A 14,755-nucleotide genomic window follows, 5' to 3' on the forward strand; every position below is an offset into this window, starting at 1 on the left:
GATTCAGCCTTGTTTATTCCACTTCATTAGGGGCCGCCCAAACCCTTGTGGGAGCAAGAGGTCCTCTATAGATCTCTATAGATAACGACAGAATTTGGCCGGGTTAGGCCTTCTCGCCTGACCCGACCTACTTGAGCCAGAACAGGAGGCAACAAAATGAAAAGATTTGTGACATTAATTGCTGTGATGGCGGTATTTGGTCTATTTTTTGCTACTCAAGCACTGGCGCAGCGGGGAATGATGATGCCGAAAGGCGGGGGCGGCTGGTGCTCATCCGGGACACATTACGCCAGCATGTATAACCCGCAGACTGTTGAGACTATCAGCGGAGAGGTCGTGGCGGTCGATAAAATTATGCCGCAAAAGGGCATGTCTTACGGCATCCAGCTCATAGTCAAAACCAACAAGGAAACGATACCGGTCCACCTTGGCCCCGGTTGGTTTATTGAAAATCAGAGCATAAAGATTGCGCCAAAGGACAAGGTCGAGGTTAAGGGTTCGAGAGTGACATTTGAAGGCAAACCCACCATTATTGCCTCAGAGGTAAAAAGAGGGGATGATGTATTGACGCTCCGCGACACAAACGGCTTTCCAGTCTGGAACGGCTGGAGGCGCAGATAACGCTCTATCAGTCTAAATACAGCAACCAGTTGAAACTATCCCCAAACAAGCGTCAAAACGGCGCTTGTTTTATTTTAAGACATACGGCTTCTGAGATCAAGCAACGGGCTCAATTCTCACTGCACAGACCTTGTATTCCGGTGTCAGGGTCTTCAAATCGAGACCCGGACTCGTCAGGAGGTTTACAAGGGCCTCTTGAAAATGGAACGAAAGAAACACCGTACCCTGCCTGCTCCTATCCGTTACGGCGGCCTTCACTTTTATCCTGCCGCGTCTGGAAACGACATATACATCCGCCCCATCTTTCACCCCGATACGTCTTGCATCCACCGGATTGATCTCTACGACCTCGCGGTCCGAAATGGCCTCGAAGCCCTCGGAGCGCCTGGTCATCGAACCATTATTGTAGTGCACAAGCCTTCTTCCTGTTATAAGGACAAACGGATAGTCCTTGTCCGCATCCTCCTCTGGAAGTACATAGGATACAGGCACAAAGCGCCCCCTACCTATTGGAAAGCGATCGACATGAAGTAACGGCGTACCCGGGTGCCCAGGTGACGGACAAGGCCAGACCTGCCCCTCACCTTCTAATCTTCCATATGATATCCCTGCATATTGCGGAACTACCCTTGCAATCTCCTCCATTATATCCTTAGGATGTCTGTAAACAAACGGGTGCCCCATCGCCCTGGCTATAAGGCAGATGATCTCCCAATCGGCCCTTGACCCGCCGAAAGGCTCGACCGCCTTATGAACAAGCCTCACACGACGCTCGCCGCTTGTAAATGTACCGTCCTTTTCATAAAAACATGCCGCTGGCAGGAAGATATGGGCAAAACGGGCCGTCTCCGTCAAAAAAAGGTCCTGCACAACTACAAAATCAAGCCTTGATAAGGCCTTCTGCACGTGGCCGACATTTGCCTGTGTCTGGGCCGGATCATAGCCGACTATATACATCGCCTTGAGCCCACCAGACAAGGCGGCGTCATACATCTGGGGCTCAAGAAGTCCATCAGTACAGGGCAGTTCCTTCACCCCCCAGACGCTGGCGAAATGGGCCAGGGCATTCGGGTCATCCGTCGGGGAATACCCCGGATATGAATAAGGCAGGGTGCCCATATCGCAGGCGCCCTGTACGTTGTTCTGGCCTCGAAGTGGGTTTATCCCGTTGAAAGGCCTGCCGACGTGCCCAGTCGCTAGCACGAGATTCGCCAATGCCATTACCCCTGCGGTTCCACCTTTGTGCTCCGCAACTCCAAGACCATACAGTATCAAGGCATTTTCCGCCTTAGCATACGCCCTCGCCGCCTCACGGATAAGTCTTGCCTCGACGCCGGTTATCTCTTCAACCTTTTCGGGTGGATATTCTGCAACATGGGCCCTGACGGCATCCATGTTCTCAGTCCGACCCTCAATAAAGGTCTTATTTTCGAGACCCTCTTCAAAGATGACGTAGAGCATCCCATTCAGAAGCGGTATGTTAGTACCAGGTCTAAGCTGAAGGAAAAGACCGCCCGTCTGCGCCTCGGCCATGACCGCCACCTCTGTCCGCCTTGGGTCGATCACGACCAATCTTGTCCCATGCCTCGCCGCCTCCTTCACCTTCAATCCAACGATCGGATGGGCCTCTGTGGTGTTGGAGCCACATATCAAGAGCAGATCCGTACCGATTATCTGCTCAAATGGCGTCGTCGCAGCCCCGCTTCCAAGTGTGGCCAGCAGACCGCTGACCGTCGGGGCGTGTCAGACCCGCGCGCAGTTATCGACATTGTTCGTGCCGATCACCGCACGCGCCAACTTCTGAATGAGATAGTTTTCTTCGTTCGTGCACCTCGAGGAAGAGATAAGCCCTATACTGTCAGCGCCTGAACGATCTTTTATCATTGAAAGTCGTCCGGCTATGAGGGTTACGGCCTCATCCCATGAGACCTCCCTGAAAGGCTCATCTATGCTCTCCCTCGCCAGGGGGGTAGATACGCGTTCTTGATTATGATAAAACGTATAACCAAATCGGCCTTTTACACATAGATCGCCGAAATTGGGTGGATCAGCCCTGTTGGCCCTTATCTCAAGTATGGCCCCGTGTTTCCTGATAATGCTGACACTGCAGCCTGTCCCGCAATATGTGCAGACGCTCTTTATCTCCTCGACTTGATCAGGCATCAGCGGCACCACAGAGGTCTTTTTTATAAGCGCCCCTGTAGGACATGCATCAACACAAGCCCCGCACGAAACGCAATTTTCGTTCAGCTTGATCGATGCACCAAGGAAGGTGGTCGTAACGCCGTCTTCCTGGATAGAGAGCTCAAGTGCACCATATTTACAACTCCTTTCGCATCTTGTACAGCCAATACACTTGTCGGCATCGACTACAATAAACGGGTGGGAGGCGTCTATACCGGTCTTAAGTCTTTGAAGCGCACCAGCTGCATTTACCTTATACGATGCAGAGAGCTCACGATATTCGCACTTTGAAAGACCTAGACAGCCGCACTTTAGACATCGCCCAGCCTCTCTCTTGGCCATCTCTTCCGTAAAACCGAGCTCCACCTCGTCAAAGTCCCTATTCCTGCGGTCGGCAGGCCTGGCCGGCATGGTCTCGCTCAGCTTGATGGAATAGCCGTCAAAATTGTGCATATCCACATCTTCAAAGCGTTTTCCTTTTGAAAAATTAAATCTGGTCTCTGCAGGGGCCCTTTCGCCTGATAGAAACTCGTTTATGGCCTCAGCCGCCCTGCGTCCTGAGGCTACGGCCTGTATCACGGTACGCGGCCCGCTTACCGCATCTCCTCCAGCATAAACGCCTTCAACGCCTGTAGCCATGGTAGTCGGATTGGCCTTTATCGTACCGCGTTGATTCAGCTTAAGCTGCGACTCGAGCTCCCCATAAGTCGATATGTTCGGATCGCCTTCCTGGCCAAGGGCGGCTATCACGACATCTCCTTCCCAAAACAACCTTGAACCCGGCATTGGAATGGGATGCCTCAGGCCCCTTTCGTCAGGTTCGTCAAGCACGGTCCTTGCCATCTCCACCCTCAACTGACCGTCTTCTCTAACTATCTTGAGGGGCATGGCCATCAAGAAGAACTGGACACCTTCCTTCTCGGCCTCCTGGACGTCGCGCTGTTGTGCAGTGAGCTCCATTCTCGACCTCGGATATATGACAGTCACATCGCCCGCCCCGAGTCTTACCGCAGATCTTGCGGAGTCAATAGCCACGTCACCGCCGCCTATAACAAGCACCTTATTGCCTATTTTAGGTGTACGGCCGATATTTATATTCCTCAAAAAGCTAAGGCCGTCCATGGTCAATTCGCTTCCTTGGATATCAAGGGCCCTTTGCTTGTTGAGACCGACCGCAATGAATACGGCCTCAAAACCCTGGTCCTGGAGATCCTTCAGGGTAAAATCCTCTCCCCATCTCCTCCCTGTCTTGACATGGACACCCATGTTCAAGATCGCCTTTATCTCTGCATCCAAAGGCCTTTTAGGGAGCTTATAGCCGGGCAACCAGTACCTCAAGGCCCCGCCGAGTCCTTCCTCAGCCTCGAATATGGTAGTCTCGTGCCCATACTTCCTGAGATAGTAAGCAGCGGAAAGGCCAGCCGGCCCTCCGCCTATGATCGCAACCCTACGACCCGTAGGCGATCCAGTCTCATCTCTATAAAGACCGTGTTCAAGGGCATGGTCAGCCACAAAACGCTTGAGATGATTTATGGCTATGGGCTCATCTATAAGCACCCTGCGGCATCTGGTCTCACAGAACCTAGGACAAACCCTCCCTACTGATACAGGAAGAGGATTTCTTTCTTTTATAAGTCTGAGGGCCGCTTCAAACTCGCCGCGGGCTATCAGATTTACATAGCCCTGGACGTTTATACCGCCTGGACAGGTCAGATTACACGGGGCCCGACAGTCTCCGTAATGCACCTCAGCAAGGGCCTGAAGACGCTTGGCCCTTAACTCTTCGATCTCCTTCGAATGCGTGATGACGATCATACCGTCTTCTATCTGGGTCGAGCACGCCCTAACTCGGCCCCTCCCTTCCACATCAACGAGACACATCATGCAAGGTCTCCTGGATACCTCCAAACCTTCAAGGAAACACAGGGTCGGGATAAAAACCCCAATGTCTCTTGCTGCCTCAAGTATGGTAAGCCCTGGCTTGAACCTCGCCGTCTGGCCGTTGATCTTGACGGTTATGCTGTCCATATTAAAGCTCCAACCAAGATTCTGAAAATATGGTCTTTCCCATCAGAACACGCGTAGTCTTATAGTATTCGAGCTCCTTCGGGGAAAGGGTCTTTGGATCAGGATCGTTGTCGTCCATGACGTCATGAACGACCTTTACCAGCTCCGGCCTCTCACCATGGGCCAAGGCCATCAGCTCCTCGTCGTAGGCGTCGACGATCGCCGACCAGATACCGACCTTCATCAACATGGCAAGATACGCCCGGTTGAGATAATGCCGCTTCTCCGCCGAGACGCCATTTGAAACATTTGAAAGCCCGACCGTGGACTTGACACCAGGGGCTATCTCAGAGAGCATCTCCATGAAACCGATGCCGCTCATTACCTGATCTGAACCAAGGGTGATTGGCGTTGCAATAGGATCTATAAGTATCCGCTCGTTTGGTATGCCGGCTTCGTTCATGGCCATCGTCAGGTCCACGGTCATCGCGGCCCGTTCGTTTGAATCACGCGGCATACCGTCCACGCCCCAGAGCAGCCCAACGACATAGCAACCCATCTCCGCTGCCACAGGGATAAGCTTTTTCATACGCTCAGGCTGAAGCGATATGGAATTCATTATATGTCGGCTCGGATGCCTTGCGGCCTTGATTCCTGCTATAAGCGCATCTGCATTTGTGGTGTCGAGCGAGAGGGGGCAGTCCGTAACCTCCTCAACCACCCTGACTATCCATGGCATGAGCTCCTGGCCGTCTTTTCTGGCCGGACCTATGTTCATATCCAGGAAATCCGCGCCGTTCGCCACCTCTTCGTTGGCCATAAGCTCGATAGGCGCAGGGTCTCTGGCCTTCATGGCGGCGCCAGTCCGCTTGCCCATTATGTTGATACTCTCAGCTATACACTGGACGTACATCGTTCAATCCTCCGAGATCCATAGATTCGCGCAAGGCGCTTGACGACTCAGACCGCAACCGCCCGCCAATCCCGCAAAAAGGCTGGCAGATGACTCGCCTCTCTGGGCCCTATCTGGATATTCCAGCCCTGGAGCTCCTCTTCGAGCTCGCCTTTGATGGAAGCAAGATAACCAGGGATAATAAGGTTTCTGTGTCTCACCCTGTCTGCAATGCCGCTCTTTTTAACAAATCCGGCTATCAGATCCGCACTGAACTTACCGGCGGCCCATGCGGTAAGAACAGATAGACCCTCTGTATCTTTTATCAGAAGCCATGACGGTATTTTACTCCCCTCGACCTCGCCAGAGACTATGAAATAGGTAAGCGAGAAATTGCAGGTTATGAGCACCGGCGAGTCCTCTCCAGGACCGTTTATCGGATAGATATCCTCCTGCACCACCATAGGCCGCTGAGGATCGGTATATATATTGAGGCGTTCGAGCAAAAGAGGAAACAGCGACTCCCCCCTCAAATCAGAGAGCACTACTATGCCTGCGTATTTTGCAATCAGGACCGAGGCCACAAGAGTTTCAAGCATGAGGTCTTCAGTGATCTCACATGGAAACGTGATGGTCGGAAACCCTAATGGTTTGAATTTATGTCTGATACTGGCCCTCCTTATGGCGACTTGGTCTTCAAACACGGCCTTCATCGTCCTCGCCCCGGTATCGATGACAAGGTCTTTGAGGCCTGCGCTCAGGAGCCTTTCCGTTAAAGAGGCAACCTCCCCGATGGTCTCGCCCTTTACAGCAAGCGGCGCGCCCGTCTCCTTGGCTACACCGGCCATGGCGTCCAAATTTCCAGCTGTGGCGCAATATAAAAGGGACCTTGAAGCACCGGATGCCTTAGCGGCCGCGGTCAGCGCTGAAGGATCGCTGCTCATAAGCACAAGCGCGGCGTTGGGACATTGACTTCTCACCCTCTCCACTAGCGAAACAAATGCGGCTTCCCCCTGGCCGGCGTCTTTTACAGCGACAATGTCCGCCTTGAGCTCAAGACCGACCCGCTCATATTTCAAGGCATTGAACCTCTCGAGACGGCCCTGGATCTCGGCGTCGGACATATCGGTTTTTATGAGAACGGCTATGCCAGTCGGATTTTCAAAGCGTTTTTCATGTCTGTAGATACAGGTCTCTCCGCCCATCTTAAATACAGCGTCTCCGCCGCCGAGGGTTATGGTACGTATAGGCGGGGCCGACGCCTCGCCTATCTGCTGTTTCGCCTCTTCAGAGACATAAGGACAGCCACCGATCTCAGCCTGCCCAGCCGCCACCTTCATGGCAAAGGCCAGACATGTAGGCACGCCGCACTCCCCACAGTTTGTCTTCGGGAGCATCTTTAATATCTGAATCCCTGTAAGCGCCATGTCTTATCCTCACTTTCTCTCTTGTCTAAACCGCACTCTCCATTGAAAGCGCAGGATGACCCTTTGCCTGCAGGAAGGCAAGGACCGCATCTTCCGTGACACCCACCTCTTCGTCTGCAATCATATCAAGGAGATCGGGCACGCCTTCCTCTTGCGCCCTTATCAGCAGCCGATCCTTGAGCTCCTCCTTGAGCATCTTAGGCATCCAGACCACCCGCTTCAATCCCCCCTCGGCCTTCATGAATTTGCGGCTGCACATATAGTGCTTGGATACGCCCAAGAAACCTGGGGTTACGGCCCCACCGCCGACCATACCGGCAAGGGTGGTGAACTTCATCCCGCTCGGCGTCATGCCTAAATAATCGCGGTTTACCAGCATTATGCCGTTGCACATGGGCAACATAGTCGCTATGGCCTCAAAACACCCACAAGCGGTCATAGGATCGACCATAAGGCTATAGGCGCTTACGCGCTCCACCTTGCCCCTAGAGGCCTTCTTCACAAACTCATTGACCCCGACCCATTGACCAAGCAATGGGTCTATAAGCTCACCTTTTACTATAGGCTGATTTGGACCTGTCGGGTTGATCTCATAAGACGCCTTTCCATCAAGCCAGTTATAGGCCCCGCACATCCCGATCCTTTCAGGCGTAATCACGCATACATGACTCGGGGCGAACGACTGACAGAGGGTACACGAATAAAATATCTCTTCGGTTTCATCTGTCATCGAACCCAGGCGCTCATCCCGGGCGGCATAGACCTGTCTTGCGAGCTCCAGGATCTCTTTTACCTTTTCCTCCTCTGTGTATATCTTGACCTGTACCTTATCCACAATGGCCCCAAACTCCTGGTGAAGCTTGCCGTGAAGTATGCGGCCTATATGTTCGAACTTGAAGCCCTTTTCTATGGCCTGCTTGCCGACCCTTAGCCACATGATGTTCCGCTGTCCTACATGCATTAGGCCTTGGGCGTAGTTTATAAGGTGGTGAAACTGACGCTCAAGGATCGGCTCGAAGTCTGACTGCATCTGGCGGCCGGCCACCTCGACAAGTATCGCGAGCGGCAACTTTGCGCCCAGCTGCATATCCGTCATCTCAGGCCCTTCTACGGTCACAAGGCCATCCTGAACCTCTTCCATATCCTTTGAGACCAGGAGCTCTACACCAAGCGTCCTGCCACCGCCACACTCCAGAAAGAGGTCGTCTTTCCTGACCCGCTCGCCCTCAAAGGCAGGACCGTAAGAGACCGGTATGTCTATCTTTGTAACGGAGACCTTGAGCCCTCTCACCTCTATTGACTTCTGGACGATCTCTTCGTGCGGCACCTTGCTCACGACATGCTCATAGGTACATATGCCGGTCGGGAGCACCTGCGGGATATCCCAGTCAGATATGGTTGGGAAACCCCAATTGATGGCGCCTGCCGCATTTGCATACCACTCGTCTGATACAGGGCCGAAGGCCATCACAAAGGCGAACGTCCTGTCTTTGTTATATATAAGATTGCCCTTGTAATCACCAGGCTTAATGCCGCCGAAGGCCAAGGCGACACGACAGGCGAAGCCTATGGCAAAAACAGCCGAGGTATATGTGGGTCCGAACGGCACAAGGCGGGTCGACCAACCGATCTGCACCTTCTGTTTCTTAAGCTGATCAGGCATGGTTATGCCTTCCGTCTGGTCGTGCATAAAGATATAGAGATTTTTTTCCTGGAGCTCGGTTGCTATTTTGCTGGCCATCTCAGGGTCGGATGGCGTGCCTAGTATGGCGGCGAAACCAGGAGCGGTGCCGTCGACAAACTCCACGCCGCGCTTCCTGAATATCACATCATCCGCTGCACCGAGCCATACCCTGCCCTCTGGCGGATCCTCAGTCTTTGCATAAAAATCAGGGTCGTCTATATATCTTATGGCCTCATACATCTCTTCGGCGAAAAAGGTGGCCATCCCTGCATCAAGGGCCGGAGCGAGATAGGGAAGCCAAACCCCTTCGCTTACAGGTGGCGGAAGGAGCTTGCGACACTCCTTGAATATGTCTTTCATGTCACCCAGTCTCGAGACAGGGGCGCCGAGTATGCTGTATATGATCGGCAAGTAATAAGCTGTATTCGGAAAGGCCACCTCGCGCTCAGGCCCATATTTTTTAAGTGCCTCCTCATATTTTTCTTCAGCCATATCCACTATCTTGTGAGCGCCGCGGATTGCTGATGAACAGATGATCTTAGACATAATCTCCTCCAGTCATTATTGTATTACATCATCCCCTGGACCAGCGTATCCACCAAAGATGCCGCATGGGGATGCCTCATAACCATGAGCTCGCCACCTGCCAGCATGAGGACCGACGCGGTTACAGCCTCCATAAGCACCCCCCTTTTCTCCTGGTCTCCGTAATAAGGATCGGTGGGCAACTTTGTCTCCTTGGCCTTCCATACCTCCCTGCCAAGCTGACAGATAAAAGGCGCCTGCAGCTTGTCGTCCTGCTGAGTAAGGGCTGCAAGGCGGATACGCTCCATGACCGAGTATGTATACTCGAGTCCATAGCCCACCGCGCCTATGGATGGATCCATTAGTATCTGATTTAGGGACACCCCGAGGTTCTCAAAGAGGATATTCAACTGTTTGGCAAGATTCACGTCGATCGGGGTTGAGGCCACAACCGGCAATCCAAATGCCATAGCCGTTGCCCCGAGGTTTCGATAATTCGCATCAGTAAGCGGCGCTATACATACCTTCTTAGAACCAATAAGACCCGTGACCTCCCTTAAGGTCTCCGTGTCCTTTTCGGCATTGCCGCAGCCCCACAAGATGACCGGCGCATTGATCTCGTCTATGACGGCCTTTGCGGTCTTTGCCGCATCGGATGACGGTCGGTTGAGGCCATTCGGATCCGTACTGACAAGCGACAGACATACCGCTCTTGCACCGAATTCATTCACGCATTTCCTCGCCCAGGCAACAGGGTCGCCTATTACGTCTTTATAGTAGACGGAGAGACATTCAGGCCAATCCTCTGGCGGGACATCCAGCACCTCAAGCGCCACCCTGGGTGGATTGGGCATGTCGCCCTCAAAGAGATGAAACGGCAAGGCGCTCTCACCGCCCACCGTTATCGCCCTTTCGTCGTCTCCTATGGTCACCTCGCGGATGAAGGAGTCCACCCTTTCTATAAACAAGTCCTGCGGTATCCCAGCGCTTCTTTCTATAAGGGACTTGGCCTCTTTTTTGAGACTGGAGACCGTGGCCTTGGCCGCTGCAACAGTCGGCACTTCCCTCTCTTCTTTCTTCTTCGACGCCTGTTTGACTTTTTCCCTAGGCGCCTGCTTGGGCTCAGGCATCTGTATCTCGTGGGGGATCGGCGCCGCAGCCTCTCCAGCCTTTTCTTCGGGCCTTGGTTCGAGAGGTCTTGGTACCTCTGAAGGCATAGGCCGAATCGGTGCAGTCTGCACCACCACCCCGCCCGCCTCCACGGCCTTCATGCCGCGGGCAGCCTTTTCGTCGCCAGGTTTGAGATCAAGCGCCTTTTTGAAACAATCCCTTGCGCCGTCGACATCCCCCTTGGCCAGACAAACATTGCCCTTACCGACAAGACGAATGACGAGCTTCTGTATCCACTCTTCTTCAGTAAATCCCTCGGGGCAGGGGGGCAAACCCATATCTTTGACAGGCATTTGGGCCACGACTTGGGGCGGCGCTTCTATCTTGGCATCAATCCTGTCTGTCTCTTGAGGGGCCGCATGAAGGACCTGTGCTGGCTCAATGACCGTCGCTGGCTCCATCCCACCCCCATGGAGCATGAATTCAGCCTCAAGAAAGTGTCTGATCGCCTCAAATTGCTCTTCAGTGAGGCCCAGCGCCTTTCTGAGCGCCCCAAGACCTAGATTCAAAGATCTGAGTATAACCTGCTCCCTTGGAGAAAGCGGTGTGCCATGGCAGACAGACCCACCGGTCTGCACCATATCAGCCATGGGCACTTGTCCAGGTGATCGTCTATTCTCCTCAAGCTCAAGCCTTGCGGCCCTTGCTTCCATATCTTGCTGACTAGCCATCGCCTTTGCTGCCTCCAGTTCCTTCTTAAGACCCATCAATTCGACGTCGATCCTTTCCCTTTCCCTCGCTGCCGATTCCCTTGACGCCAAGGCCTCGGCCCTGGCCTTTTCAAGCTTGGACTTCAGTTCAGCCTCTGCCTCAGACCTTCCTCTCTCAAACGATACATCCAAGGCCTCCTGCCCGACGAGCACCGGCTCTACACCCCTTACCTCCGGCCTCGGCCCAAGCCCGGCCCTCTTTACAATCTCGGGTGCAGCCTCTTCCCACTCGATCGCCATTATATGACAACCTGCAACGCCAGGGATCTCGCGCACCTGGTTGATAATATCGACAGCTATATCGATCCCTTCCTCCCTCTGATCCTTTGAATCCCTTAATCGCTTGAGCACCTCGTCCGTAACCTCAAGCCCTGGGACATTGTTTTTCATGTATTTAGCCATGCCGAAAGACTTGGGCGGGGTGACGCCAGCAAGGATATAGACCTTCTCATGGAGACCGAGGTCGCGAACCATTTCCATGAACCTTGCAAACTTCTTGACATTGTAGATGATCTGAGTCTGTATGAAATTAGCCCCAGCCTCGACCTTTTTAGCAAGCCTCTTTGGCCTGAACTCAAACGGGTCTGCAAACGGATTGGCGGCGGCTCCAAGAAAGAACCTAGGCGCCGCGCCCTTTATCTCCTCTCCACATTGAAACCGCGCATCGTCCCGCATACCTCTGACCATACCAAGGAGCTGTATAGAGTCCATGTCAAAGACACCCTTGGATTGGGGGTGATTGCCAAAACGCTGATGGTCTCCGGTAAGACACAAGAGATTCTTGATCCCGAGGGCTGATGCACCTAGTATGTCTGCCTGCATACCTATACGGTTTCTGTCCCTGCAGGTCATCTGCATGACCGGTTCAAGCCCCTCGGAAAGGGCGATAAGTCCGGCTGTCAGGCTTGACATGCGCACGATCGCAGTCTGACAGTCTGTTATATTTACAGCGTCCACATGCCCTTTGAGTATACGCGCCTTCCTGCGCACTACATCCGGATCCCCGTTCTTCGGCGGACCAAGTTCCCCTGTGACTGCAAATTGGCCTGATGTCAATATATGTTCCAGATTGCTTCCTGCTATCACGGCAACAGATCCTCCCTGACCCTGCGACGCGGTCCGCCGTGTCCTGCAGCGGTCCAATCGCGAATGGGCATTATTTCTGTCAGTCTTTCGGCCTCACCCTGCGCGGAAAGTCTATCGTAAATCCTGTGCCAGATGCATGGGGTGTCAGGATCGATCTCGCACCTGCCGCCCTGGGAGCCGCCGCACGGCCCGTTTGAAAGCCCCTTGGCGCACCTTGCTACAGGACAAAGCCCGCCTGTCAAGTGCAACACACAGGCCCCGCAGCCTGCACACATCTCCTTCCACTCGCCGCTCGAGAGATTCGCCCCATAAAACGAGGTATTAAGCGCAGGGAAAACCCTGACGCCAGGACATAGATCGGCTATAAAATTCACACCTACGCCACAGGCCGTTGATAGAACCGCATCATAGCCCTTGCCGCGTTCCTTCAATGGCTCAAGGTATTCTGGATCACACTGTCTTACATAGGTATCCGTGTCTATCTCGATAGACGCCCCAAGATTCCTGCGCCCAAGCCTTATGGCCGAGGCCAGGATCGCGACCTCCTTATCCCCGCCTGCCGAACATACCGCAACACAGCCCCGACATCCGAGGATCAGGAGCCTCGAGACCCCTTCAAGCATCTTCAATATCTCTTTCAACGGCTTTCTCTCAGCTATTATCATTTCTTTTCACCCCTCACACGGCCTATCATCTCGCGGGCCGCATCCACAACAGGGCCTGATTCGCCGCGCGGGACAAAGAACATCCCGACAAGCTCTGGGTTCATATCGAGCTCTTTCAATATCTCGCCCGCCTTCTTTACCCTCTTGGCGGCCATCCGACTCCCATTCAGATTGTGACAGCCGTCGACCGGACATCCGGCTACAAAGACTGCATCGGCACCCGCACTGAAGGCATCCAGAATAGATGTGAGCTCAAGCCTACCAGTACAAGGAACCCTCTCGATCTGGACGCCATCCGGCAGGAGCCCAGTCTCTTTTATGGCCTCTGCAGATACAGAAATAGTATAATTGCAACAAAAGCCCACGATTTTGGGATTGCTATCGGACATCTCTTCCCTCCACCATACCCCTATATTCCTGTGAAGGCGAAAGCGCTATAGCCTTAGCCGGGCATTCTAGGACGCATATGCCACAGGCCTTACACTTATCTGGATCGATAAAGGCATAGCCCTCGGAGACAATCCCGGGCGCACCGAATGGACAGAGCCTTACACAAGTAAGACAGGCCACGCACTTGCCAGGGTCGACCTCTGCAAAGAGCCCGAGCCTTTTAAGCCTCTCTCTGTCCGCCAGCCCTCGCCTCACCGCCTCTGTCCTCAGGGCCTTGATTACATCGCTACAACGCACCCCTTGTGGACACACTGGCACACAGCTCTGACACTGAGAGCACGCCCAGATGATGTCGGAAGTCATGAGCTCGTCTTCCATCCCAAGGATTACCATGTGCACAATCTTCCTAGGGTCGAACGCCGAGACCACCTTCTCGACAGGACATGCGCCACTGCATGCGCCGCAGGTAAAGCATTGAGCCAAGGTTAAACAGCCGTCATAAACGGCGATTCCGGTTTCAAACGATTCGTTCAGAGATGCCGCCTGTATGGTCATAGCAAGCCCCGCCTTCACTCATTCCTGACCAGGACGAGACCCTGGCCATCTTCTTTTACAACGCCCTTTTTCACAAGGCCCTGGATGACCTTATCAATTAAATCATCAGGGGCGCTGCTCAGGCCCCTCAACGATGAAATGTCGTGATGGACGCCATCGGCCATGACCGACAAAAGGTCTTCCCTCAGCGCCTCTTCGCGAAAGACCGGCAGGACCTTCTCCGCCACATCCCTCGAGATGGCGTCTGGCGTATAGATTGAATAATCGCCTTGTTCATGCATCTTCTTTGCAAGATTCCCAATAGCGGTACGCACCTTTGGGACCTGAGCGGCCCTGAATGCGGCCCCAAGCCGCCTTTTCAATGTAGTCGGATCGACCTCGCCATCTCCTTGCCCAAAAGGCCCCATCGTCCTGATTTTCGCGACATATCTAGTTACAAGCTCTACAAACCTTGGACCTTCCGCAGCCGACGCCCATTCAAGGGTAAAACGGTCGGGATTCATGCCGGCGGCCCTTAATACCTGCCGCGCAGTCTCGGCCATTATCAACGCCTCGTAATTACCAGACTGGTAATGACACTCGCCCAGGTGTCACCCGCCTGTAAACACACCATCCGCCCCGCATCTAAAGGCCTCCAGGATAAACCTCGCATCGATCCGCCCCGTGCACATCACCCTTATTACCCTGATATTTGGCGGATACTGATACCGTCCGACGCCGGCAGAATCTGCGGCGGCATAACAGCACCAGTGACAGAAAAAGCCCAATATGCGGGGATCAAAGCCCTCTGTCTGGGTCATAATATATCTCCTTTAGGCAGGCATGTGGGCCTGCCACTG

The 14,755-nt window shown here is 53.6% G+C and carries 10 protein-coding genes and 1 pseudogene; 1 reads left to right on the forward strand and 10 read right to left on the reverse strand.

Going from position 1 to position 14,755, the window contains the following annotated elements; all coding sequences use genetic code 11:
* Window positions 1–156: 156 nt before the first annotated feature.
* Complete coding sequence (locus ACP5SG_RS01705; RefSeq protein WP_424661552.1) at window positions 157–621, forward strand: DNA-binding protein; 465 nt, start codon at window positions 157–159, stop codon at window positions 619–621.
* A 96-nt stretch (window positions 622–717) separates the two neighbouring features.
* Here the strand turns inward: ACP5SG_RS01705 and fdhF are convergent, their stop codons facing one another.
* From fdhF to ACP5SG_RS01755, 10 genes and pseudogenes are all read right to left on the reverse strand, one after another.
* On the reverse strand, window positions 718–3,258 hold the full coding sequence (gene fdhF / locus ACP5SG_RS01710; RefSeq protein WP_428121464.1) for a formate dehydrogenase subunit alpha: 2,541 nt from the start codon (window positions 3,256–3,258) through the stop codon (window positions 718–720).
* A 114-nt stretch (window positions 3,259–3,372) separates the two neighbouring features.
* A pseudogene (locus ACP5SG_RS01715) lies at window positions 3,373–4,833 on the reverse strand (FAD-dependent oxidoreductase); the annotation flags it as partial.
* Between the two features lies 1 nt (window position 4,834).
* Window positions 4,835–5,725, reverse strand: coding sequence for a dihydropteroate synthase (locus ACP5SG_RS01720; protein ID WP_237888979.1), 891 nt, complete (start codon window positions 5,723–5,725; stop codon window positions 4,835–4,837).
* Window positions 5,726–5,772: 47 nt separating this feature from the next.
* Window positions 5,773–7,131, reverse strand: a complete 1,359-nt coding sequence (gene acsC / locus ACP5SG_RS01725) for an acetyl-CoA decarbonylase/synthase complex subunit gamma (protein WP_237888980.1) — start codon at window positions 7,129–7,131, stop codon at window positions 5,773–5,775.
* Between the two features lie 25 nt (window positions 7,132–7,156).
* Window positions 7,157–9,361 carry an acetyl-CoA decarbonylase/synthase complex subunit alpha/beta gene (gene acsB / locus ACP5SG_RS01730; RefSeq protein WP_424661551.1) on the reverse strand — a complete coding sequence of 735 codons (2,205 nt, stop codon included), beginning with the start codon at window positions 9,359–9,361 and terminating at the stop codon, window positions 7,157–7,159.
* Window positions 9,362–9,384: 23 nt separating this feature from the next.
* A complete protein-coding gene (locus tag ACP5SG_RS01735) occupies window positions 9,385–12,306 on the reverse strand; it encodes an acetyl-CoA decarbonylase/synthase complex subunit delta (protein ID WP_237888982.1) in 2,922 nt (973 codons plus the stop codon).
* A complete protein-coding gene (locus ACP5SG_RS01740; RefSeq protein ID WP_237888983.1) occupies window positions 12,303–12,971 on the reverse strand; it encodes a methylenetetrahydrofolate reductase C-terminal domain-containing protein in 669 nt (222 codons plus the stop codon). The genes ACP5SG_RS01735 and ACP5SG_RS01740 overlap by 4 nt, the downstream gene beginning before the upstream one ends.
* Window positions 12,968–13,360 carry a hydrogenase iron-sulfur subunit gene (locus ACP5SG_RS01745; RefSeq protein ID WP_237888984.1) on the reverse strand — a complete coding sequence of 131 codons (393 nt, stop codon included), beginning with the start codon at window positions 13,358–13,360 and terminating at the stop codon, window positions 12,968–12,970. The genes ACP5SG_RS01740 and ACP5SG_RS01745 overlap by 4 nt, the downstream gene beginning before the upstream one ends.
* On the reverse strand, window positions 13,350–13,916 hold the full coding sequence (locus tag ACP5SG_RS01750) for a 4Fe-4S dicluster domain-containing protein (RefSeq protein WP_237888985.1): 567 nt from the start codon (window positions 13,914–13,916) through the stop codon (window positions 13,350–13,352). The genes ACP5SG_RS01745 and ACP5SG_RS01750 overlap by 11 nt, the downstream gene beginning before the upstream one ends.
* A 14-nt stretch (window positions 13,917–13,930) precedes the next feature.
* Window positions 13,931–14,716: a hydrogenase iron-sulfur subunit gene (locus ACP5SG_RS01755; RefSeq protein ID WP_424661550.1), complete on the reverse strand. Its 786-nt coding sequence runs from the start codon at window positions 14,714–14,716 to the stop codon at window positions 13,931–13,933.
* Between the last annotated feature and the right edge of the window lie 39 nt (window positions 14,717–14,755).

It is taken from the genome of Dissulfurimicrobium sp. (assembly GCF_049968175.1).
Classification (GTDB): domain Bacteria; phylum Desulfobacterota; class Dissulfuribacteria; order Dissulfuribacterales; family Sh68; genus Dissulfurimicrobium; species Dissulfurimicrobium hydrothermale.